Raw genomic sequence first — 22670 nt, forward strand, 5'->3', positions numbered from 1 at the left:
ATATGTTCGCTAAGACTATTTCTGAACTAAGAAAAACAAGAACAAAAATGACTCAAACTGATATGGCAAAATTTTTAGGGATAGCAAAAACAACATACGCATCGTATGAACAAGGCAAAAGAATGCCTGATATAGATATTCAAAAAAAAATTGCAGATTATTATAATGTCTCTTTAGACTATTTACATGGAAGATTAGAAGATGAAAAATACTTCAAACTTAATAACAATGAAAAAAAAGATATAGCACTACAAGCTGACAAACTACTAGAAGGAATTGAGACAGGAGACTCTTTAAATTTTTATGGGGAACCAGCAACAGAGGAACAAAAAGAAAGAATACGTGTAGCCCTTCGTACTGCAATGGAAATGAATAAAGAAGAAGCTAAAAAGAAATTTACTAGAAAAGACTACAGAAACTAGGTGAAGTTATTAGATGACCATTATTATAGAAGAAGACGTCAATAAGTTGGCCAAACTTCATGAAACATGCGATCCTATAAGACTTGCTAAACTATGTGGATGTAACATTCTTTATTCTGATTTAGATGCTGATACTTGGGGTTTCACAGTGAACAATAATCGTTGCAACACAATCGTTGTAAATCAACATTTAAAAAAAGAATTACAAAAGTTTACTATTGCACATGAATTAGGACATGTTAGACTCCACAAAGGTATTTCAACTCCCTTCTTAAAAAAGGTTGCTCGTGGTAGTTTTATTCCTGCTATTGAAAAAGAAGCTAATATGTATGCTTTTAGCATTCTGTGTAAAAATGTTAACAATATTAATACAATGACGAAATATCAAATACTAGATTGTTTAGGTCTTTCCTATGATATGGAAAGATTTTTATAAAAGGAGGATAATCATGGTAGATTGGAAAGATTTGGCAAAAAAAAGTTTAAATAAATCAGTTGAGTTAACAAAAAAAGGTGTTGAAGCTGGTATTGATTGGAAAAATGATCCAGAACGAATTGCAAAAGTTCAACAGCAGAAAGCTGAAAAAGCTATATCAAAGGTAAAAGCTAAGCCTTTCAACGCAGATAAGACAGTCGGTAAATTATTTTATGTAGACACTGAAAAACAACAATTTAAAGTTGGCGGGTATAGAAATGCTGCTAATATTTTTGACTTCAATCAAGTATCTAGTTATGAATTAGTTGAAAGTGACCATACAATTACATCTGGAGGGCTTGGACGGTCTGCGGTTGGAGCTGTTACATTCGGTGGTGTCGGAGCTGTTGTTGGAGCGTTAACTGGTGGGAAAAAAACAAAAAAAATTGTAGAAAATTTTAAAATTAAAATTAACCTCAAGAGCATTGAAACCCCAGTTGTATATGTTGAACTTTTAATTGGTAAAACTAAAACAAACTCATTGATTTACAAAGATGCTCTAGAAAAAGCAGATAACATTCTATCTATTTTAGATTACTACTCAATCCAAAAAGAAAATATTAATACAACTGTTGGTGATGATGAACTTTTGAAATTTAAAAAATATTTAGACGAAGGCATTATTACTCAAGCTGAATTTGATGCTAAGAAGAGAGAATTATTGAATTTATAATAGACTAGCCTTCGGGCTTTTCTTTTAAACGAAAAAGAACATACATTCGTATAAATCCAATTAAAATCTATATATTTATAAAAATAAACTTAAATACGTGAATTTTTTTATCACATTCCGTACTTTGAAAGGAAGGATTCCTATGCAAGGATCTGTTAGGAAAAAAGGGAAAAGTTGGTATTATCGAATTGATCTTGCTTATATCAGTGGAGATAGAAAACAAATTGAACGTTATGCTGGAAAAACAAAAGATGAAGCATTACAGACTCTTCGTGATGCCATTAAAGAATATGAAACATCTGGTGATGTTATGGCTTTATCTGATATTTCAGTTACTGACTACTTCAATTTTTGGTTTGAAAAATATGTAATGGTCAACTTAAAAAAAAATACGCAATCAAATTATCGAAATATTTTAGATAAACATATCTTTCCATCCATTGGTATGTATAAATTAAAAGCAATTAAACCTGGTACACTACAAGATTTATTAACAGAAAAGTTTGAAGCTGGATATGCCAAACAAACTTTATCAATCATCAAAGGTGTTCTAAATAAAGCTTTTACAATGGCTGTATTTCCATATCAATATTTAAGTATTGATCCAACTAGATATATAAAAGTTCCTAAATATGATATTAAAGAATGGAAAGATCGTGGAGATTTAAAAATTATTTCTATTGAAGACTTTAAAAAACTTGTTAGTGCAGTTCCTAAAAGTGACCCCTTCTATTTGCCAATGATGATTTCTTTTCAAACTGGATTAAGACGCTCTGAAGTATGTGGACTTAAATGGACTGACATAGATTTTGAAGAAAATACTCTTACAGTAGAAAGAATTATGATAGGGATTGAAAACGGTAACTTTGATTTAGGAACGCCAAAAACTAAATCTTCTTATAGAACAATTATGCTTGGAGATAGTATAATTAAAATTTTGAAAAGTTCTAAAAAAAGACAAATTGAGAACAAACTCTTTTATGGATCCAATTATTTTGATGGTGGTTTTATATGTACGAAAGAAAATGGTCAGCCCGTCACTCCAAATTCAATAAAGTATAATGTTGAAAAAGTTAGAAAAATTACTGGAGTTGATTTCAACTTTCACTCATTCAGACATACACACGCAACGATGTTATTAGAGAACAATGCTAAACCTAAGGAAATACAAACGAGATTAGGACATTCTCGTATTGCTACTACTATGGACACATACGCTCATGTTACAAAAAAAATGAAAAAAGATACTGTTGATATATTTGAACAAATGCTTAAAGATAATTCATTTTAAAAACAAAAATTCCCACGAGTTTAATCCCTCGTGGGAAATATGTGGGAAAATAGTATATTCAATATTTGAACTATGGTTACAATCCCTTGCTATTTCTTAGGTTGATCCTCGTCCATTTTCAGAACAGCCATGAAGGCTTCTTGCGGAACTTCGACAGATCCAATTTGTTTCATTCGTTTCTTACCTTCTTTTTGTTTTTCCAAGAGCTTACGTTTACGTGAGATATCTCCACCGTAACATTTGGCTAAAACATTTTTACGTAAGGCTTTTATATTGGTACGAGACAGAATTTTTTGTCCCACAGCTGCTTGAATCGGTACTTCAAATTGTTGACGTGGAATCAAGGCTTTTAATTTTTCAACAATGATTTTTCCACGTTCATAAGCAAAGTCACGATGGACGATAAAGCTTAATGCATCGACTTTTTCAGTGTTTAACATAATATCCATCTTAACAAGTTTGCTTGGACGGTAGCCAATTAAATCGTAATCTAATGAAGCATAGCCTTTAGTACTTGATTTTAATTTATCAAAGAAATCATAAACAATCTCTGATAAAGGAATTTCGTAAACAACATTTACGCGGTACTCATCTAAATAATCCATCGTCATAAACTCGCCACGTTTGCGTTGAGAAATTTCCATAACGGCTCCAACAAATTCATTTGGTACCATAATACTTGCTTTTACATAAGGTTCTTCAACGGTTTCAATTACACCTGGTTCTGGCATGTCTGCTGGGTTATCCACGATCAGAGTCGAACCGTCTGTTAAGTTTACTTGATAAATAACGGATGGTGCAGTTGTAATTAAATCTAAATCAAATTCACGCTCTAAACGTTCTTGAATAACATCCATATGAAGCAAGCCTAAGAAACCACAACGGAAACCAAAGCCTAATGCTTGTGATGTTTCTGCTTCAAATTGTAAGGCTGCATCGTTTAGCTGCAAACGTTCTAAAGCTTCACGTAAATCATTGTAGCGGGAAGAATCAATTGGATACAAGCCACAGTAAACCATTGGATTCATTTTACGATAGCCAGGTAAAGCTTCCGTTGCAGGATTTACTACAGAAGTAATGGTATCTCCTACTTGAGTGTCTTTAACGGTTTTAATGCTGGCAGTGATATACCCAACGTCACCAACCATTAAAAAGTCACGCTTGATGGTTTTTGGTGAAAAAATACCCACTTCAGCAACTTCAAATGTTGCGCCATTGCTCATCATTTTGATTTTATCTCCAGGTTTTACAGTACCATCTACAATTCTTACGTTTAAAATAACGCCACGATAAGAGTCATATACTGAATCAAAAATTAGCGCTTTTAAGGGTGCGTCTAAATCACCTGTTGGTGCAGGAACTTTTTCTACAATTTGTTCAAGAATATCTTCGATTCCAATTCCTGCTTTTGCGCTAGCTAAAACAGCTTCACTTGCATCAATTCCAATTACGTCTTCAATTTCACCACGAACTCGTTCTGGATCAGCTGCGGGTAAATCAATTTTATTGATGACTGGGATAATTTCTAAGTCGTTATCTAAGGCTAAATAGACGTTAGCCAACGTTTGAGCTTCAATCCCTTGTGCAGCATCAACTACTAATACGGCTCCTTCACATGCCGCTAAACTGCGTGAAACTTCATAAGTAAAATCCACATGTCCTGGTGTATCTATTAGATGAAAAGTATATTCGTTTCCATCCTTGGCTGTATATTTAAGTTCAACTGCGTTTAATTTGATTGTAATCCCGCGTTCTCTTTCTAAATCCATTGAATCTAGTAATTGCGCTTGCATGTCTCGATCCGCTACGGTGTTTGTTTTTTCTAAAATTCGATCGGCTAAAGTCGATTTCCCATGGTCGATATGAGCGATGATGGAAAAATTTCGAATTTGCGATTGGCGCTGTTTCATTTCATCTCTATTCATTCTATTTAGTGCCTACTTTCATTATTTATTCCAAAAAGTGTCATTGTAAATTATACCAATGAAACACAGTAAATACAAGAAAAGTTCAAATTGGAGCTACGTTTTTCTTCAAAAAAAAGCCAGCCTGTCACTACTTAAGGGAACAGGCTAGCTCATTTTCTTATTTTCTTTTTTTCTTGCCGTCTGATTTAAAGGCATCTTTGACTTTATCAAAAATATTGGTTTCTTGTTCACTCACTTCAATTCCACTCGCTTTGGCAAATTCTCGCATTGCTTGAACTTGTTGCTCAGATAGGTTTTTCGGTGTAATGACTTGAACTTTCACGTGTTGGTCTCCAGTACCGGTTCCTCTCAGTTTAGGCGCACCCTTACCTTTTAGGCGGAAGTTTGTTCCTGTTTGAGTTCCTGCTGGGACTTTTAATTTAATTTTCCCGTGAACGGTTGGGACTTCAATTTCGTCGCCAAGGGCTGCTTGTACAAAGCTAATTGGCAAGTCATAGAAAATTTCAGATCCATCGCGATCAAATAAGTCGCTTTCTTCAACACGGAAGACAACATAAAGATCCCCATGAGGTCCACCATTGATGCCGGCTTCCCCTTGACCTTGTAAACGCATTTGTTGACCGTCTTCAACACCTGCTGGCACAGTAACTTTTACGCTATGCGCTTCTTTGACATGGCCTGAACCATGACATGTAGGACATTTTTCTTTGATTTCTTTTCCTGAACCATGACACACATCACAGGTTTGACGTGTCATAACGCGTCCAAGTGGTGTATTCCGTTCTACATTAATTGAACCGGCTCCATGACATTTCGAACAAGTTACGGGTTCTGTTCCTGGTTTTGCACCGTTTCCGTGACATGTTCCACATTCATCTTCACGATTGTATTTGATGGTAGATTCTTTTCCAAAAATCGCCTCTTCAAATTTTAAATTCATCGTGTATTGTAAATCTTCACCTTGTCTTGGCGCATTTGGATTGGATTGACGACCGCCTCCGCCAAAGAATGATTCGAAGATATCTTCAAATCCGCCTCCGCCAAAGCCACCACCGAAACCACTTCCGCCAAAACCGCCTCCAAAGCCTCCGCCAGCACCAAAGTTAGGATCTGTACTTGCATGTCCATATTGATCATAGGCTGCACGTTTATCCGCATCACTTAATACTTCATAGGCTTCTGCGATTTCCTTAAACTTATCTTCTGCTCCAGCTTCTTGGTTGATATCTGGATGAAATTGTTTTGATAATTTACGATATGCTTTTTTAATATCTGCATCAGTTGCGTCTTTTGCAACACCTAACACTTCATAATAATCTCTCTTTGCCATTGCTTTCCCTCCATCGTTACGTAAACATAATCTTTTGATTGAATAGACTGATACGTCCGACTATCGTTTAAAATCATAACACATCTAGAAGAAAAAGCCAAAAGCATTTTGCCTTGGCTTTTTCTTCTTTAATCTGTATTAAATTATTTGTTGTCGTCTACTTCTTCAAAATCAGCATCGACTACATCATCAGCGCCACCTTGAGCAGCTTCTGGGTTTTCTTCTGCTTGTTGTTGTGCAGCTTGTTCATATAGTTTAACTGTTAATGCTTGAACGATTTCGTTAAGAGCATCGCGTTTTGTTTTCATTGCTTCGATGTCGTTTGCTTCAACAGCCGCTTTTAATTCATCGCGTGCTTCTTCTGCTTTTTTAACTTCGTCAGCATCTACTTTGCCTTCTAATTCAGTTAATGTTTTATCAACTGAGAATAACAATTGGTCTACATCATTACGTAAATCAACTTCTTCTTTACGAGCTTTATCTGCTTCAGCATTTGCTTCCGCGTCTTTTACCATACGATCGATTTCGTCGTCTGATAAGCCTGATGAAGATTTGATTGTAATTGTTTGTTCTTTACCAGTCCCCATGTCTTTTGCACGTACGTTTACGATACCATTTTTATCGATATCAAAAGATACTTCGATTTGTGGAACGCCACGTGGTGCTGCTGGAATATCTGTTAATTGGAAACGACCTAATGTTTTGTTATCTGCTGCCATTGGACGTTCACCTTGTAATACGTGTACATCTACTGCTGGTTGGTTATCTGCTGCAGTTGAGAATACTTGAGATTTTGAAGTTGGGATTGTTGTGTTACGGTCAATTAATTTAGTGAACACGCCACCCATTGTTTCAATACCAAGTGATAATGGAGTTACGTCAAGTAACACGATATCTTTAACGTCACCAGTGATAACGCCACCTTGGATTGCTGCACCCATCGCTACAACTTCATCTGGGTTAACTGATTTATTTGGTTCTTGATTTGTTTCTTTTTTAACAGCTTCAACAACTGCTGGAATACGAGTTGATCCACCGACTAAGATCACTTCATCAATTTCGCTTGCTGATAAACCAGCATCTTTAAGAGCTTGACGAACTGGACCTTTCGTACGATCTACTAAGTCATGTGTTAATTCATCAAATTTAGCACGAGTTAAGTTCATTTCTAAGTGTAATGGACCTGCTTCGCCTGCTGTGATAAATGGTAAGCTGATTTGAGTTGAAGTTACACCTGATAAATCTTTTTTCGCTTTTTCAGCTGCATCTTTCAAACGTTGAACGGCCATTTTGTCGTTTGATAAGTCAATGCCGTTTTCTTTTTTGAATTCTGCAACCATGTAATCGATGATTTTGTTATCAAAGTCATCTCCACCTAGTTTGTTGTCACCAGCTGTTGACAATACGTCAAACACGCCGTCACCTAATTCAAGGATAGATACGTCAAAAGTACCGCCACCTAAGTCAAATACTAATACTTTTTCATCTTTGTCTGTTTTATCTAAACCGTAAGCTAATGCTGCTGCAGTTGGTTCGTTAACAATACGCTCTACTTCTAAACCAGCGATTTTACCAGCGTCTTTTGTTGCTTGACGTTGTGCATCATTGAAGTAAGCTGGAACTGTAATAACAGCTTTATCAACTTTTTCACCTAGATATTCTTCAGCAAATCCTTTTAAATATTGTAACGTCATAGCTGAAATTTCTTGTGGTGTATATTTTTTACCTTCAACTTCAACTGTATAACCGTCTTCACCAATATGGCGTTTAATAGAAGCAATTGTATTTGGGTTTGTTACTGCTTGACGTTTTGCAACTTCACCTACTTGGATTTCTCCGTTTTTAAATGATACTACTGAAGGTGTTGTGCGGTTTCCTTCTGGATTCGCAATAATTTTTGCTTCTCCACCTTCTAATACTGCTACTGCTGAGTTTGTTGTTCCTAAATCGATTCCGATAATTTTACTCATTTTAAATTCCCTCTTTACTAGTTATTTTTTAGTTTGTTCGCTGATAAAAATCAGCTTATCCGTTTTTTAGTTAAAACTTATTGTGACACAATAACCATTGCAGGACGCAATACGCGATCCTTCAAGATATACCCTTTTTGTAGAACGTTTACGACAGTATCTGTGGCTTGACCGTCTTCTGCCGGCACTGTCTGTACTGCTTGATGGAAATTTGGATCAAAGCTTTCACCAACTGGGTTAATCTCTTCAATTCCTTCACTTTTCAAGGCTGTTCTAAAGGTATTCATGACCATTTCTAAGCCTTTTTTTAAGCTTTCTCCTTGTTCATCACTCACCTCTATTGCCATCGCACGTTCCAAGTTATCAATCACTGGTAACAATTCTTTGGCAATGTCTTGTGAACGGTATTTCGCTGCGTCTTCGCGTTCTTTTTGATTACGCTTGCGCATGTTTGCCATTTCTGCTTGAATGCGTAGATAGCGATCTTCCATGTCACTAAAGGCTGCTTTTGCTTCAGTTAATTCATCCACTGGAGCTGTTTCTTGCTCGTCCTTTTCTGGTTCTTCAACGGAAGTGGCTTCATCTATTTCATCCATGCTTGCTTTGATTTCTTCATCTAATTTTTCTTCTTGGAAACTTTCATTTTTCTTGTTAGACACGACAAAATCTCCTTTTTAAATTATTTTTCCATTCCTTGGTAATAATCCATCATTTTCTGTGAAAGCTCATTTCTAAAAGCATCGACTAATCCAATCATTCTTGAATACGGCATACTCGTTGGTCCTAACAGAGCAATCGTTCCCGTTCCATGTCCCATTACACTATAAGTTGCTGTAATTAAACTAAAATCTTGAAACAAGGTATTCTCTAGCTCTTGCCCAATCCTGACTTCGATTCCTTCTTGATTTTGGGTAATCAGCGAGGCTAAACCTGAATCTTTTTCCATCAGTGTATAGATCGACTTAAATTTTTCGACATCAAGTGCATTTGAAAAATCTAAGATATTCATGCGACCTCCAACAAAGACTCGTTCTTTAGCTGCTTTCATGATGATGTCATCAAATACATCTAGAATTCCAGATGGCGTACGAACATACTTTTGAATCAGCTGTGGAATTTCTGTTTTTAGTTTTTGATAAACTAGAACCAGAGGATATCCAATCAATTCATCATTAAAGATTGCAACAATCTTTTCTAATTCGTAACTATTGATGTTTTTTGGCAAATTAAAAATTTGATTTTCAACGTGCCCTTTATCTGTTACCAAGATGGCCATTACTTGGAAATTACTTAATGGAACTAAGCGAAAACCAGTTAATTTACTGTCTTTCAACTCAGGACCTAACGTAATTGCCGTGTAACTGGTTAGGTTTGACAAAACTTCAGCAGATTGTGCAACGATTTCATCTAATTCATGAAACGGTGAATCAAAAGATGATTTTATTGTTGCTAAATCCTTTGAATTGACTTTGTCTGGGTGTACTAAATGATCCACATAGAAACGATAGCCTTTTATTGACGGAATCCGTCCAGAAGAAGAATGTGTTTTTTCAATGTAACCAAGCTCTTCTAAGCGCCCCATCTCATTACGGATCGTCGCTGAACTAAAATCTAGTCCTGCCTCACTCATCAAAGTTTTAGACCCAACAGGATTTCCAAAATCTGTATACAATCGAATAATTGATTTGAGAATCAGGATCTGTCTTTCTGTTAACATTTGGTTCACCTCTTTTTAGCACTTAACAACAACGAGTGCTAATACATTTATTAATTTAACAAATTAGTCAGACTTTGTCAACAATATTCCCTTATTTTTTTACGAGTTTTTCCCAAAAATAGTTAAAATCCTACTTAGTACCTAGAAAGCTCTACGTACTAAGCAGGATAAGCATTGTCACTCTTTGCTTACTGTTTTTCGACTTTTAAAAATTGATTGTTTTCAAAGTAACACATGTAGCAATTTTCTTGAGGATTGAGTAAAAGATCCTTCAGTACAAATGGAATATTATCTGGCATTCCTTGATTTTTAGAATCAAAAATCCAATCAATTTCTTTAAAGTCTAAAATTCCTTCTCTCGTAGCGATTGGTGTTGAAAAATATTCTTTTTCTGGTAACTCCGTTAGAAACAGGTGTAGGCCACCTGTGATTTCGTGATCTACGGTCCAAAGAAGTTTGCCGCCATAAAAAAGTTCACTTACGTCAATTGTTGTTTCTTCTTTTATTTCTCGAATCGCAGAATTTAATGGCGTTTCTCCCACTTCAATTTTTCCGCCAACTCCATTCCACCGCCCCATCCATGGATTTTTTTGTCGATTAAGTAGCAGGACTTTGGTGCCCTGTTTTAAAAAACATAATGTGTACCATTGCATAAATATGCCTTCTTTCATCTTTTAAGTTAACGATTATATAGTAGCTTTCATCATTAGTTCATTAACTTCTATTATATCGTATTTTATGTAATTAGAAATAAAAAAAGAAGAGATTTAGTTTCTCTTCTTTCATTAAATGGAGTTTCAATCTTTTTTAGCAAGATAACCCTGATAATCACCAAGATACATTGTTGTTTTTTTGGGGGTCAACTCTAATACATGAGTTGCCAATTTATTGATAAAATAGCGATCATGAGATACAAAGAAAATAGTTCCTTCAAAGTTAATTAATGATTTTTCCAACATATCTTTAGTTGCTAAATCTAAATGATTGGTTGGTTCATCTAAAATTAAAACATTTGGTTTTGCTAACATCAATTTAGCAAAAATTAATTTTCCTTTTTCACCACCGCTTAAATCTTTGATTCGTTTTTCAACATTTTCTTGCGTAAATAACAGGCTAGCCAATGTTTGTCTAACTGTTAAATCATCTTCCTCGGGAAATGTTTGACGCATTTCTTCCAATACAGTTAACTCAGGGGTTAATGATTGAAATTCTTGGTCATAGTAACCTATTTTAGTATTGCCTCCCCATTTTATTGAACCTTCAGCATAGGGTAATTCCTTAATAATTGATTTTAACAAGGTTGATTTGCCGACTCCATTACTACCTAATAAAGCAACCCGATCGCCTCGCTCTATTTTAAATTGAACATTTTCTAGTAATAACTCATTTGGTTTAACTGATAGTGCAACATCTTCAAGTGCTAGAACAGCTTTATGAGAAGGGTACTCCATTTCAAAATTTAAATAAGCACTTTTTAAAGAAGCTAGTGGGGCATCGATACGATCGATTCGATTTAGTTGTTTTTGTTTATTTTTAGCACTTTTAGCTGAGGTTGCTCGAACTATATGCTTTTCAACGTATGTCTCAAGACGTTTCACTTCTTTTTCTTGTTGCTTAAATCTTGACCAATGAAGTTGTTCATTTTTTTCTTTTTGACTGACATAGCTCGAATAATTCCCTTTGTAACGAGTGATTTGGTGTCTTTCCAACTCAACAACCGATTGGATAAATTTATCTAAGAAATAACGGTCGTGTGATACTACTAAAATAGCACCGCGATATTGAAACAGGAAATTCTCCAGCCATAAAATGGCTTCTAAATCCAAATGATTGGTTGGTTCATCTAAAACCAATAGATCAGGCTCTTCTAGTAATTGTTTGGCTAAAGACAATTTAGTCTTTTGTCCGCCACTTAATTGTTGGATTTTAGTTTCTTTTAAAGAATTGAATCCCATTCCTGAAATAATAGAATCAATTTTAGCTTCAAATTCATATCCACCAAGCATTGCAAAGGATTCCGTTTTTTGACCGTATTCAGTTAAAAGGGTCTCTAAATCTTGTGTTTCTGATTGGCTCATTTGAACTTCAAGCCGCTGTATTTCCTGTTGCAATTGAATCAATCCACTAAAAACCGTCGTTAATTCTTCTTTGATTGTATTTGTCATAGTCAAATCTGACATCTGCTTAACAAAACCAATTTTACGGTGTGGATTCCGATAAATTGATCCTTCACTTACTTCCATCTCATTCATTAATAAACTTAATAAAGTTGATTTTCCTGAACCGTTGACTCCAACTAATCCAATTTTTTCGCCTTCCTCAATTTTAAAGTTGATTTTATTTAAAATCGTGTTGCCATCGAAATATTTTGTTACAGAATTTAATTGTACTAACATTTGTTCATCTCCTAGTTAATTGTTTTTAAATGACTAGAGATGAGCAAGCCGATGATTATTTATTGCTTTTATCGAATAACTCATCTCAAAGGAGATTCGTCTTTCCACAATGAAGCAATGGTAAATTGTTCCCGATATTAAACACAAATTGAAGTTCAATTGTTGTTTTCATTCTTAAGCCCCCCTACTCATAGATTCTTCCTTATCTTAACTCGTTAAAATAGAAATAACAAGAATTGACATTTTTTAATGTGTTGATACTCTGAGGCAAAAAAAAAACTAAAACTCCCTGATTCAGGTAAGTTTTAGTCGTTATTTTTATTTAGGGCTGCTTAGTAAAAAAGCTTGGAAAACTTCATTTCCTAAAAATTTCCCTTTTTCTGTTAATCGAATTTTGTCAAGGGTAACTTCAAGCAACCCATCTGCTACAAGACTGTCGATAACCTCTTGATAGACTTCAAAAACGGACACCTGAAATTTATCAAAAAAGTGTTGAATTGAAACGCCTTCTAGTTTTCTCAATCCTAAAAACATTTCTTCTTCAATTTTTTCTTCAATCGATAATTGTTGGGTTCTTAAGATAGGCAACCGATTTTTTCTAAGGGGCTCTAAATACTGTTGAATCGGCCCGTTATTTTGATAACGGTGCCCTCCTAAATAACCATGAGCACCTGCACCAAACCCATAATATTTTTCATTTTTCCAATAAATTAAATTGTGCTGAGATTCATATCCAGGTAATGCATAGTTACTGATTTCATACTGTTTACGCCCTTTTTCAGCCATTAAATCGATCGCCATCTGATACATGTTCGCCTCTTCATCTTCAGTTGGCAACGGCAATTTCCCTTGTCGCATCAAATTGTAAAAAATCGTTTTATTTTCTAAAATCAATGAGTACGTAGAGTAATGTGGCAACTCTAATTCTAAAGCTTTTACTAAGCTATTGTTAAAATCAGCTTCTGTTTGGCCTGGCAGACGATAAATTAAATCAATACTAATATTTTCAAATCCTACTTGTCGTGCGTTCGCAATGGACTGATAGACATCCTTCACTTTATGAATACGTCCTATTTTTTTGAGTAAATCGTCATTGAAAGACTGAACCCCCATACTTAGACGATTGACACCATGATCATGTAGAACTTTCAATTTATCAACTGATAAATCTCCTGGATTGGCTTCAAAAGTAAATTCGTTTCCCATTTGAAAGGGAAGAATTTCTTTCATTCCAGTTAGCAATCGATCTAATTGTTTTTCATTTAAGGTAGTTGGCGTACCTCCACCAACATAGATAGTCTCAATTTTTTCATCTGGCGTTTGAGCCATTGTCAATTGCATTTCTCTTAAAAGCATTTCAACATATTCATCTACTGGTTGCCCTTCTAAAAAGACTTTATTAAAGTCACAGTAGAAACAAATATGTTCACAAAAAGGAATATGAATATAAGTTGCTGTCATGAGTTCACGTTCCTTTCCTTACTTTTCATTCTTAAAATAAGCTGCCGTATCCAGTTCATCTTGCTTTAATTGTGCGATTAAATCTACTACAGAATCAAATTTCAACTCTTCTCGCAAATAGTGGTGCCAAGAAACCGCAACGCGCTCGCCGTAGATATCTTCCTTAAAATCTAAAATATACACTTCAACAGTCATATCCCGGTTATCTCCAAAGGTTACGTTATAGCCAATTGAAGCCATCCCTAAATGCCACTGATTGCCTACCTTAATTTTCACAGCATAAACACCTACTCGTGGCAACCGTACTCCTGCATCTACTTCAATATTAGCTGTTGGAAAACCTAACAATCGACCTCTAGCATCTCCGTGAACGACTCTGCCAGGAATTTCATAGGCATAGCCTAACAATTCATTAGCTACTTCCATATTTCCATCTGCTAGTTCTTTACGAATGCGTGTTGAACTGATTTTTTCGTCATCTGACTCCTGCTTAGCAACTGTTACAACTTCAAAGCGATTGTCGGCGAAACGTGGCAATTGCTCCATATTAGCTACATCTTTTGGTCCATAAGTGTAATCAAAGCCTGCAACCACTACTTGAGCGTGCAGATCCACCATATATTGGTTCACAAATTCGATTGGCGATAAACTTGCAAAAGCTGAGGTGAATTCAATCACATAAAGGATATCAACACCTTGCGCTTCCATTAATTCTTCTTTTCTTTTAATTGTTGATAAATATTTCATTTGATCTGGATCGATTTTTTGAAATACGATGGATGGGTGTTGGTTAAAGGTCATTAGAGCTAGCTTCAGATTCTTTTCATTTGCGATTTTTTTTGCTGTTGCAATGACTTCTTGATGACCTAAATGAACTCCGTCAAAAAAACCCAAGGCTAAAACAACATTATCAGCTGGAATTTGATTGGCTTGATATGGATGGTGGATATTGACAACTTTCATAAAAAAGAACCCCTTTAATCTATTGATTTCTTAAGACTTTTGTTGGTTTTACTAATTGTGGTTTTGTTGGATGAATGGCATATAAACTAGTAGCTACTCCTTGGTACATCATTACAACTGGGTAGCTTTCGTATGCTTTAAATAAGCTTCTCGGCAATGGCACACCATTTTTTACTTTTGGCCAAAGTTCTTCCGTAACTTCCATTGTTTCAAACTCTTTTAAACCAAATTCTAATGGAAAAAGTTTATCTTGAATACTTTCATCTGTCATCGCTTTAGCAACTTGATCCAAAGTCAAGCAATCGCTCGCTTTAAATGTTCCACTTAATACTCGTGTCAAATCTGACATATGCGCTGGATAGCCTAAAGCATTACCTAAATCAACTGCTAATGTTCTGACATAAGTTCCTTTCCCACAAGTTACTTCAAAACGCCATTTAACGGTTCCTTGCTCTTCATTAAATATAGGCTCACTGGTTCGAATGAATGAACTAATTTCAGCTTTTCTTTGAGGTCGTTCTACGGATTCTCCGTTCCTTGCATATTCATATAACCGTTTACCATTCACTTTAACCGCCGAAAACATTGGTGGAATTTGAATAATCGTTCCTTCCATTTGTTTCATTTGCTGATCGATTTCTTCAATCGTAGGAGCAACGGCAACTTTTTTTGATTCAACAACTTCACCACTTGCATCTTCAGTTGTTGTGGAATAACCTAAGGTAATTTCACCTATATAAGCTTTGCCAGTTTCCATCATATATTCAACGACTTTTGTTGCTTTCCCTACACAAATAGGTAAAACGCCGTCTACATCTGGATCTAGGGTTCCAGTGTGTCCTATTTTTTTTGTATTTAAAATTTTTCTTAATTTAAAAACGCAATCATGGCTTGTCATGCCACGCTCTTTCCAAAGTGGAAGAATTCCGTCCATTTGCAACCCAACTTTCTTGTTTCATAACCACGCTATTATAACATAGTTAAGAAAATAAAAGAATCTACTATTCTTGATTTTTCTTTAGTTATTCATAAGGTTTCTACAATTTTTTTCAAAATGGATGTCTTTTTAAAGTGAAATTTGGTATTCTTAAGATGGTAGCATTTTCATAAAAGCTACTCTATTTAAGGAGGCAACTAAATGAAAAACATTAAGATTGTAACGGACTCTACAGTTCAACTATCAAAAGAAGAAATTGAAACCTATAATATTACTGTAGTGCCATTGTCCGCTATGATTGATAGCGTTGTATACATTGATGGTGAAACAATTACAAAATCAGAATTTTTAGAGAAAATGAATGAAAGTCCAACCCTTCCAAAAACGTCACAGCCCCCGATAGGACGATTTGTTGACACATATAATGAACTAGGAGAAGATGGCAGTCAAGTCTTATCAATTCATTTAACGGAACATTTAAGTGGCACTGTTCAAGCGGCTCACCAAGCCTCACATTTATCCCACACGGATGTTACCGTCGTTGATTGCCAATTTATTGACCGGGCAATGGCCTTCCAAGTCTTAGCTGCTGCTAAATTAGCGCAAGAAGGTGCAACAATGGAAACCATTCTTGAAAAAATTGAAGCCATTAAACATAAAACAGTTTTATATATTTGTGTGGTAAACCTTGAGAACCTCATAAAAGGTGGTCGAATTAGTCCAACTGTTGGAAAAATATCAAGTTTTTTAAATATGAAACTATTGCTGCGTTTAACTGATACTGGATTAGAGCCAGACACAAAAGGACGAGGTATGCGCTCTATTCAAAAACGTATGGATAAGTTAATCGATGAAATGAAACAAACTGCTGGTATAAAAGCTATTGGCATTACACATATTGGTTTGACGCCTTTTACGGTAAGTTTAATTGAAACCTTAAAACTACATTTTCCAGATGCAAACTACTCTATCAACTATGCTAGCCCGAGTATTATGACTCATGCAGGACAAGATGCTTTTTCGATTATGTATGAAACAGTCTAATTGAATCCATTAAAAGGTCAAGTTAAGGAATTTCTCCTATAACTTGACCTTTTGATTGTCTTCTATTAATCTTTTTCAATTAGTAAAAATTCTTGCTCTTGACTATCTAATAAGCGTTTATTTTGTTGAATCGTCGCCCATTTTTCTAAACGACGATTTTTTTCTCGTTCTTTAGCTTTTGTTGAATCACATGTATATAATTCGACTTTATCTGTTTCAGTTAAACACGTAGTGAGGATTTTCAAAAAGCCCTCTTGTTGTGCCTTATTAACTGCCCTTGCTTCATCCATCATTTGTTTATATTGTACAATCTGTTCTTGCGGATAACTTTCTAAATCAGGATCGTCTTCGATAGGTTCCCAAACTGGAAAATCCGTTGTTTCGTATACATATGACGTTGAAAAATGCTTCAAAAGATCTTGATCTTCCACTTCTCTCAAAATTTCAAAGCCTCCCATAATTTCGGCTTCTGTGTCATAGAATAAAATTTGCTTCATTGTTAGTTCTGGATTTTGCGTTTCTTCTTTTAAATAATCTAAAACCATTTCATCGGTTACACCCGCTTCTAGTGTGTCTCTGGCAATCATTGCAACCACTTCTTGATTCCCAGTATTTGAAAGAGTTAAAGGCGTATTTGTACCTAAATACGAAACTAAATTCATTATTTTTGCTCCTTTTGATTGTTATTGTACTGCTATTATAGCAAATCTTAAACAGTAAAAAAACTAAGATTAGCCTAAACTAATCTTAGTTTTTTTTAGTCTTTATTTAAATTACGCAAGAGTTCATCGATGCGATTGCCATATGCCACTGATTCATCACGTTCAAACATGATTTCTGGTGTTTTATACAATGTTAAACGATGCCCTAATTCTTTTCTGATTAAGCCAGAAGCTTTTTCAAGCCCCAATTGTGCTTTTTCAAGATCACTTGCTTTATCAGATAAGATGCTGTAATAAATGGTTGCTTGTTGTAAATCCCCAGTTACACGTACATCCGTAATGGTAACATCTTGAACGCGAGGGTCTCTCACTTTTTTCTTTAAGATATCATTTACCTCACGTTGTACTTCTTGGGTAACACGACCAACTCTAAAATTTGCCATAATAGCCCTTCTTTCTGATGAATGAATCTATTTGATTATTTACGTTTGATTTCCACCATACGATAAGCTTCCACTACATCGTCTACTCTTAAATCATTGAAATCTTTAATCATAAAGCCACATTCATATCCTAATTTAACTTCTTTTGCATCATCTTTAAAGCGTTTCAAACTTGCCAATTCGCCTTCAAAAATAACAATGCTATCACGAATTAAACGAACACTGCTGTTACGAGTAATGAAACCATCAGTTACATAACCCCCAGCAATAACACCGACTTTAGATACTTTGAAAGTTTCACGAACAACTGCTTGTCCAGTGATTTCTTCTTCGTATTCAGGATCTAACATCCCTTTCATCGCTGTTTCAATTTCATCAATTGCGTTGTAGATAATACGGTGTAAACGAATATCCACTTCTTCTTGCTCTGCTTGTTGTTTTGCTTGTGTTGTTGGGCGAACGTTAAATCCAATGACAATAGCGTTACTTGCTGCAGCCAATGTAATATCGCTCTCATTGATTGCTCCAACTGCTGTATGGATAATTTTAACACGGACACCTTCAACTTCGATTTTTTGTAAGCTGGCTGCCAAAGCTTCAACTGAACCTTGTACATCGGCTTTGATGATAACATTAACGTCTTTCAATTCACCCTCTTGTAAACTTGAGAATAAATTATCAAGTGTTACACGGTTCGTTGATGAACGTTGTTCAACCATTGCACGTTTTGCACGTTCCTCACCTGCTGCACGAGCAGTCTTCTCATCTTCAAAAACAACAAAGCGATCTCCTGCTTGAGGTGCGTTATTTAAACCTGTAATTTCAACTGGTGAAGCTGGTCCTGCTGTTTTCACACGGCGACCAATTTCATTAGCCATTACGCGGACACGACCAAATGTGTTTCCTACTACGATTGGGTCTCCAACATGCAACGTTCCTTCTTGAACTAATAATGTTGCAACTGGTCCTTTGCTCTTATCTAGACGAGCTTCAATTACTGTTCCAAGTGCTAAACGAGTTGGATCAGCTTTTAATTCTTGAACTTCTGCTACTAACAGGATCATTTCTAACAATTCATTGATATTTTGACCAAATTTAGCTGAAATCTCAACGAAAATCGTATCGCCACCCCATGCTTCAGGAATTAAACCATATTCAGTTAATTCTTGCATCACTTTTTCAGCATTTGCTGCTGGTTTATCAATTTTGTTTACTGCAACAATAATTGGAACTTCAGCTGCTTTAGCATGGTTGATAGCTTCAATTGTTTGTGGCATAACGCCATCATCTGCAGCTACTACTAGTACGGTAATATCTGTAATACCCGCTCCACGAGCTCGCATTGTTGTAAATGCCGCATGTCCTGGTGTATCTAAGAAAGTAATTGGTTTGCCGTCAAAATCAATTTGATAAGCTCCGATATGTTGCGTGATTCCGCCTGCCTCACCTAAGCTTACTTTTGAATTTCTTAGTGAATCTAATAAGGTTGTTTTACCGTGGTCAACGTGACCCATGATAGTAACTACTGGAGGACGCGTTACTAGAGCTTCTTCATTTACTTCTTGGTCAAAGTAGACATCTAAATCAGAAACATCTAATTCGATTTTTTCTTCTGCTTCAATTCCGTAATCAGCAGCTAGTAATTCGATTGCATCTTTACTTAAAGCTTGGTTTAATGTTGCCATTACGCCTAGCAAGAATAATTTTTTAATAATTTCAGCTGGTTCACGGTAGATTTTTTTAGATAAGTCTGCCACTGTCATTCCATCTGAATAAACAAGAACTTCTGGTAATTCTTTAAATTTACGAGGTACTGGTGGTGCTACTGGTTTAGTTTCGCCACGTTTCCCTTTACGTTTTCTGAAATTATTACGGTTGTTGTAGCTATTATAGCCGCCACGGTTTCCGCCTTGACCACCACGATTGTTGCTACTTTGACCACCGCGATTGTTACTTGCTGCAGGTCCGTTTGATTGTGGACGTGTATTTCCTGTGCCAGTCGTTTGTGGACGAGCGTTAGCTGTTGTTCCATTGCTTTGCGAACGGTTTGCTGTATTATTTTGTGCTGGACGAGCTGCTGTTGATTGTCCAGGTTTACTTTGAGTCACTGGGCGATTCGTTGATTTTGCTTGTGTTGTTTGATTTCCAGTCTTCGGTCCATTTGTTGTTGCTGGACGTTGCTGTTTATTGTCTTTTGAGTTCGTAGTAGTACCTCCTACGTCACTTTTAGGTGAACGATTTGTTTTTTGTTTAACTTCATTTTGACTGCTTTTAGGAGCTACATGCTCTTTTTTAGAAGCAAAACTTTGGTTTAATTTTTGAACTTGACTGTCTTCCATAGAAGACATATGACTGTTGTAGTCAAAGCCTAATTCTTTTGCTTTTTCAATCACACGTTTACTTGACACGTCATGTTCCTTGGCGTATTCGTAGACACGTTTTTTCCCCATGTAATCACCCTCCAATTAAATTGATAGTAATTCACGAAATTTTTTGGCAAAACCATTATCCATAATGGTCGAAATTGTCCGTTCTTTACCAATTGCGTGGCTAATTTCAGCTTTTGTAAATCGCACTGCAACTGGAACCTTATAGTACTGACATTTATCTGATATTTTTTTGATTGTGTTTTCACTGGCGTCAGTTGCCACAATTACTAATTTCGCTTGTTCGTTTCGAATCTCTTTCAAACTTAAATCTTCTCCGGTAACAAGTTTTCCAGCTCGTTGAGCCATTCCTAAAAGATTTAAGATTTTTTGATCATTTGCTATCATAGGCTCATCCGTGCTTTCTGATGAGTAACATAATCAAGTAATTCTTGATAGAACTCATCTGTAATCGTTGCATTGATTTGTCGATCTAACACTCGTTTATCCCAAGCCTTTTGAACAACAGTTGGCTCAATAGAAACATAAGCACCACGGCCAGGCAGTTTCCCAGTTGGATCAATGGAAACTAGTCCTTCTTTGTTTCTAACAATCCGAATCATTTCTTTCTTAGGTTTCATTTCGTTTGTTACAACACATTTGCGCATTGGAATTTTTCGCTTTTGCATCTAATCACCTCTTTTTATTCTTCGTGTCCAGCTCGCTCTTCACCCAATTCAATCATGCTTTCAGCATCTTCTGGATTTAAAATATTTTCTTCCACTTCTGAATCTAATTCAGAGATTTCTTCGATTCCATCTAAATCTTCGATATTTTCAATCACTTCTTCAACATCCACAGCTTCCATATCTTGGTCAACTGCTTCAACTGCTTCTGCATAATCTGCGGCTTCTTCTAATCCAGCTTCTTCTTTTGCAAGTTCTAAAGCTTTCATATCTGATTCTGATTTGATATCAATTTTAAAGCCTGTCAATTTAGCTGCTAAACGAGCATTTTGCCCACGCTTACCAATAGCTAACGACAATTGATAGTCAGGAACTACAACAACGCAACTACCTGCTGCTTCATTGAAAGTTACACTAACGACTTGTGCTGGGTTCAACGCATTCGCGATATAAACCGCTGGATCTTCATTGTATTCAACGATATCCATATTTTCGCCTTTTAATTCATTTACGATTGCTTGGACACGTTGTCCTTTAGGACCTACACAGGTACCTACTGGGTCAATGTTTTCTTCACGAGACATCACGGCAACTTTTGCACGGTCGCCAGCTTCTCTTGCAATTGAAACAATTTCAACAGTTCCATCGTAAATTTCAGGTACTTCTTGTTCAAACAAGCGTTTTAATAAATCTGGGTGGCTACGACTTACAAAAATTTGAGGTCCTTTTGAAGTATTTTCTACTTTGGTCACATAAACTTTAATGCGATCATGCGGTTTGTAAACTTCATTTGGGATTTGCTCTTGTTTTGAAAGAACCGCTTCGATTTTGCCAAGATTCACGTAAATGTAACGATTATCTTGACGTTCTACGATTCCTTGCATAATATCATTTTCGTAAGCAACAAATTCATTATAGATAATGCTTCTTTCTGCTTCTCGAACGCGTTGCATAATTACTTGCTTCGCAGTTTGAGCTGCAATACGACCGAAGTCTTTAGGGGTTACTTCAAAGCGAATATGGTCGCCAACTTCATAAGCCGCATTTACTTCCATTGCGTCTTGAATACTCACTTCTAAGCGAGAGTCAAAAACGACATCAACTACTTCTTTTACAGCATATACGTGAATGTTTCCTTTTTTCATATCAAATTCAACTTCCACATTTTGGGCTTGACCATAATTACGTTTATATGCAGAAACTAAAGCAGCTTCTAGTGCGTCAATGACGATTTCTTTAGCAATTCCTTTTTCGGTCTCTAAAGCATCAAGAGCATTTAACATTTCTTTGCTCATTTGTGATTTCTCTCCTATCTTCTCTCATTATCAATAAGTTTAGAACTTAATTGCTAATCGAGCTTTTGCAATTTTTTTACGATCAAATTCTATTTCTTTTTCTCTTGTTTTGATACGAATGGTCAATGTTAATGTTCCTTCTGTTAAGTCTTTTAACGTGCCTTCATATACTTTTTGACCTTCAACTGGTTCATATAATGAAATATTGATATAAGAGCCAATTGCATTTTGATAGTCTGCTTCTTTCTTTAATGGTCGTTCCGCTCCAGGACTTGATACTTCAAGGAAGTATGCTTGTGGGATTGGATCTGGATCAATTTGATCCATTCGTTCACTAATTTTTTCGCTAACTAATGCACATTCTTCGATATCAATGCCACCTGGCTTATCGATATAGGTTCTTAAAAACCAATTTTTACCTTCTTTTACAAACTCTACGTCAACTAATTCAAACTGAAATTCGTCAACGATTGGTTGAACAATATTCTTAACCGTATCAACCACATTACTCAAATCCATCGCCTCCTTTAGACACTTTTCACCTGACTGCCGAAAAAGAGTGAGCGTCGCCGCTCACTCTCAACAGGATATCTAAATACAGTACTATAGTA

22 protein-coding genes are annotated in these 22670 nt (G+C 35.8%); 5 read left to right on the forward strand and 17 right to left on the reverse strand.

What is annotated here, in order from left to right; genetic code table 11:
- Positions 1-2 precede the first annotated feature (2 nt).
- From AC07SW_RS09640 to AC07SW_RS09655, 4 genes are all read left to right on the forward strand, one after another.
- A complete protein-coding gene (locus AC07SW_RS09640; protein ID WP_109841655.1) occupies positions 3-422 on the forward strand; it encodes a helix-turn-helix domain-containing protein in 420 nt (139 codons plus the stop codon).
- Between the two features lie 13 nt (positions 423-435).
- On the forward strand, positions 436-858 hold the full coding sequence (locus tag AC07SW_RS09645; RefSeq protein WP_109841654.1) for an ImmA/IrrE family metallo-endopeptidase: 423 nt from the start codon (positions 436-438) through the stop codon (positions 856-858).
- Between the two features lie 13 nt (positions 859-871).
- Positions 872-1570 carry an SHOCT domain-containing protein gene (locus AC07SW_RS09650; RefSeq protein ID WP_494632782.1) on the forward strand — a complete coding sequence of 233 codons (699 nt, stop codon included), beginning with the start codon at positions 872-874 and terminating at the stop codon, positions 1568-1570.
- A gap of 142 nt (positions 1571-1712) precedes the next feature.
- Complete coding sequence (locus AC07SW_RS09655) at positions 1713-2861, forward strand: tyrosine-type recombinase/integrase (protein ID WP_494632784.1); 1149 nt, start codon at positions 1713-1715, stop codon at positions 2859-2861.
- Positions 2862-2950: 89 nt separating this feature from the next.
- Here the strand turns inward: AC07SW_RS09655 and lepA are convergent, their stop codons facing one another.
- The 10 genes from lepA to truB form a co-directional block, all read right to left on the reverse strand.
- Positions 2951-4786 carry a translation elongation factor 4 gene (lepA, locus tag AC07SW_RS09660; protein ID WP_034569958.1) on the reverse strand — a complete coding sequence of 612 codons (1836 nt, stop codon included), beginning with the start codon at positions 4784-4786 and terminating at the stop codon, positions 2951-2953.
- Positions 4787-4946: 160 nt separating this feature from the next.
- Positions 4947-6119 (reverse strand): molecular chaperone DnaJ, encoded by a 1173-nt coding sequence (gene dnaJ / locus AC07SW_RS09665; RefSeq protein ID WP_135023183.1) that lies wholly within the window; start codon positions 6117-6119, stop codon positions 4947-4949.
- 143 nt (positions 6120-6262) lie between these two features.
- Positions 6263-8089, reverse strand: coding sequence for a molecular chaperone DnaK (dnaK, locus tag AC07SW_RS09670; protein ID WP_034569960.1), 1827 nt, complete (start codon positions 8087-8089; stop codon positions 6263-6265).
- A gap of 77 nt (positions 8090-8166) precedes the next feature.
- Positions 8167-8748 carry a nucleotide exchange factor GrpE gene (gene grpE / locus AC07SW_RS09675; protein WP_135018474.1) on the reverse strand — a complete coding sequence of 194 codons (582 nt, stop codon included), beginning with the start codon at positions 8746-8748 and terminating at the stop codon, positions 8167-8169.
- 20 nt (positions 8749-8768) lie between these two features.
- Positions 8769-9806 (reverse strand): heat-inducible transcriptional repressor HrcA, encoded by a 1038-nt coding sequence (gene hrcA, locus AC07SW_RS09680; RefSeq protein WP_135023184.1) that lies wholly within the window; start codon positions 9804-9806, stop codon positions 8769-8771.
- Between the two features lie 188 nt (positions 9807-9994).
- Entirely contained in the window at positions 9995-10459 is a 465-nt protein-coding gene (locus tag AC07SW_RS09685) for an NUDIX hydrolase (protein WP_135023185.1), read from the reverse strand.
- A gap of 144 nt (positions 10460-10603) precedes the next feature.
- Positions 10604-12202 carry an ABC-F family ATP-binding cassette domain-containing protein gene (locus tag AC07SW_RS09690; protein WP_485401200.1) on the reverse strand — a complete coding sequence of 533 codons (1599 nt, stop codon included), beginning with the start codon at positions 12200-12202 and terminating at the stop codon, positions 10604-10606.
- 318 nt (positions 12203-12520) lie between these two features.
- A complete protein-coding gene (gene hemW / locus AC07SW_RS09695) occupies positions 12521-13663 on the reverse strand; it encodes a radical SAM family heme chaperone HemW (RefSeq protein WP_034569976.1) in 1143 nt (380 codons plus the stop codon).
- Positions 13664-13681: 18 nt separating this feature from the next.
- Positions 13682-14626: a riboflavin biosynthesis protein RibF gene (ribF, locus tag AC07SW_RS09700; protein WP_135023187.1), complete on the reverse strand. Its 945-nt coding sequence runs from the start codon at positions 14624-14626 to the stop codon at positions 13682-13684.
- Positions 14627-14645: 19 nt separating this feature from the next.
- Positions 14646-15560: a tRNA pseudouridine(55) synthase TruB gene (gene truB, locus AC07SW_RS09705; RefSeq protein ID WP_135023188.1), complete on the reverse strand. Its 915-nt coding sequence runs from the start codon at positions 15558-15560 to the stop codon at positions 14646-14648.
- Positions 15561-15764: 204 nt separating this feature from the next.
- Here truB and AC07SW_RS09710 point away from each other — a divergent pair, with 204 nt between their 5' ends.
- Entirely contained in the window at positions 15765-16607 is an 843-nt protein-coding gene (locus tag AC07SW_RS09710) for a DegV family protein (protein ID WP_311907310.1), read from the forward strand.
- 65 nt (positions 16608-16672) lie between these two features.
- Here the strand turns inward: AC07SW_RS09710 and AC07SW_RS09715 are convergent, their stop codons facing one another.
- The 7 genes from AC07SW_RS09715 to rimP form a co-directional block, all read right to left on the reverse strand.
- A complete protein-coding gene (locus AC07SW_RS09715) occupies positions 16673-17269 on the reverse strand; it encodes a hypothetical protein (RefSeq protein WP_119907967.1) in 597 nt (198 codons plus the stop codon).
- Between the two features lie 95 nt (positions 17270-17364).
- The gene (gene rbfA, locus AC07SW_RS09720) at positions 17365-17712 is read right to left on the reverse strand and encodes a 30S ribosome-binding factor RbfA (protein WP_034569991.1); all 348 of its coding nucleotides are present in this window, start codon (positions 17710-17712) and stop codon (positions 17365-17367) included.
- 35 nt (positions 17713-17747) lie between these two features.
- The gene (gene infB / locus AC07SW_RS09725) at positions 17748-20162 is read right to left on the reverse strand and encodes a translation initiation factor IF-2 (RefSeq protein ID WP_135023192.1); all 2415 of its coding nucleotides are present in this window, start codon (positions 20160-20162) and stop codon (positions 17748-17750) included.
- A 15-nt stretch (positions 20163-20177) separates the two neighbouring features.
- Entirely contained in the window at positions 20178-20486 is a 309-nt protein-coding gene (locus AC07SW_RS09730) for a YlxQ-related RNA-binding protein (protein ID WP_034569994.1), read from the reverse strand.
- Positions 20483-20767 (reverse strand): RNase P modulator RnpM, encoded by a 285-nt coding sequence (gene rnpM, locus AC07SW_RS09735; RefSeq protein WP_034569995.1) that lies wholly within the window; start codon positions 20765-20767, stop codon positions 20483-20485. The genes AC07SW_RS09730 and rnpM overlap by 4 nt, the downstream gene beginning before the upstream one ends.
- A gap of 14 nt (positions 20768-20781) precedes the next feature.
- Positions 20782-22059, reverse strand: a complete 1278-nt coding sequence (nusA, locus tag AC07SW_RS09740; protein WP_034569997.1) for a transcription termination factor NusA — start codon at positions 22057-22059, stop codon at positions 20782-20784.
- A gap of 39 nt (positions 22060-22098) precedes the next feature.
- Positions 22099-22572, reverse strand: coding sequence for a ribosome maturation factor RimP (rimP, locus tag AC07SW_RS09745; RefSeq protein WP_034570000.1), 474 nt, complete (start codon positions 22570-22572; stop codon positions 22099-22101).
- Positions 22573-22670 lie beyond the last annotated feature (98 nt).

It is taken from the genome of Carnobacterium sp. GW821-FHT04C06 (genome assembly GCF_059420345.1).

Excerpts from the sequence above, each read along its gene's own strand:
- truB (WP_135023188.1), bottom strand. The coding sequence starts at position 15,560 with ATGGACGGAATTCTTCCACTTTGGAAAGAGCGTGGCATGACAAGCCAT.
- AC07SW_RS09710 (WP_311907310.1), top strand. The coding sequence starts at position 15,765 with ATGAAAAACATTAAGATTGTAACGGACTCTACAGTTCAACTATCAAAA.
- dnaJ (WP_135023183.1), bottom strand. The coding sequence starts at position 6,119 with ATGGCAAAGAGAGATTATTATGAAGTGTTAGGTGTTGCAAAAGACGCA.
- AC07SW_RS09655 (WP_494632784.1), top strand. The coding sequence starts at position 1,713 with ATGCAAGGATCTGTTAGGAAAAAAGGGAAAAGTTGGTATTATCGAATT.
- rbfA (WP_034569991.1), bottom strand. The coding sequence starts at position 17,712 with ATGGCAAATTTTAGAGTTGGTCGTGTTACCCAAGAAGTACAACGTGAG.
- nusA (WP_034569997.1), bottom strand. The coding sequence starts at position 22,059 with ATGAGCAAAGAAATGTTAAATGCTCTTGATGCTTTAGAGACCGAAAAA.
- hrcA (WP_135023184.1), bottom strand. The coding sequence starts at position 9,806 with ATGTTAACAGAAAGACAGATCCTGATTCTCAAATCAATTATTCGATTG.
- AC07SW_RS09715 (WP_119907967.1), bottom strand. The coding sequence starts at position 17,269 with ATGAATTTAGTTTCGTATTTAGGTACAAATACGCCTTTAACTCTTTCA.
- AC07SW_RS09685 (WP_135023185.1), bottom strand. The coding sequence starts at position 10,459 with ATGCAATGGTACACATTATGTTTTTTAAAACAGGGCACCAAAGTCCTG.
- AC07SW_RS09650 (WP_494632782.1), top strand. The coding sequence starts at position 872 with ATGGTAGATTGGAAAGATTTGGCAAAAAAAAGTTTAAATAAATCAGTT.
- AC07SW_RS09640 (WP_109841655.1), top strand. The coding sequence starts at position 3 with ATGTTCGCTAAGACTATTTCTGAACTAAGAAAAACAAGAACAAAAATG.
- AC07SW_RS09645 (WP_109841654.1), top strand. The coding sequence starts at position 436 with ATGACCATTATTATAGAAGAAGACGTCAATAAGTTGGCCAAACTTCAT.
- lepA (WP_034569958.1), bottom strand. The coding sequence starts at position 4,786 with ATGAATAGAGATGAAATGAAACAGCGCCAATCGCAAATTCGAAATTTT.
- infB (WP_135023192.1), bottom strand. The coding sequence starts at position 20,162 with ATGGGGAAAAAACGTGTCTACGAATACGCCAAGGAACATGACGTGTCA.
- AC07SW_RS09730 (WP_034569994.1), bottom strand. The coding sequence starts at position 20,486 with ATGATAGCAAATGATCAAAAAATCTTAAATCTTTTAGGAATGGCTCAA.
- hemW (WP_034569976.1), bottom strand. The coding sequence starts at position 13,663 with ATGACAGCAACTTATATTCATATTCCTTTTTGTGAACATATTTGTTTC.
- rnpM (WP_034569995.1), bottom strand. The coding sequence starts at position 20,767 with ATGCAAAAGCGAAAAATTCCAATGCGCAAATGTGTTGTAACAAACGAA.
- AC07SW_RS09690 (WP_485401200.1), bottom strand. The coding sequence starts at position 12,202 with ATGTTAGTACAATTAAATTCTGTAACAAAATATTTCGATGGCAACACG.
- dnaK (WP_034569960.1), bottom strand. The coding sequence starts at position 8,089 with ATGAGTAAAATTATCGGAATCGATTTAGGAACAACAAACTCAGCAGTA.
- ribF (WP_135023187.1), bottom strand. The coding sequence starts at position 14,626 with ATGAAAGTTGTCAATATCCACCATCCATATCAAGCCAATCAAATTCCA.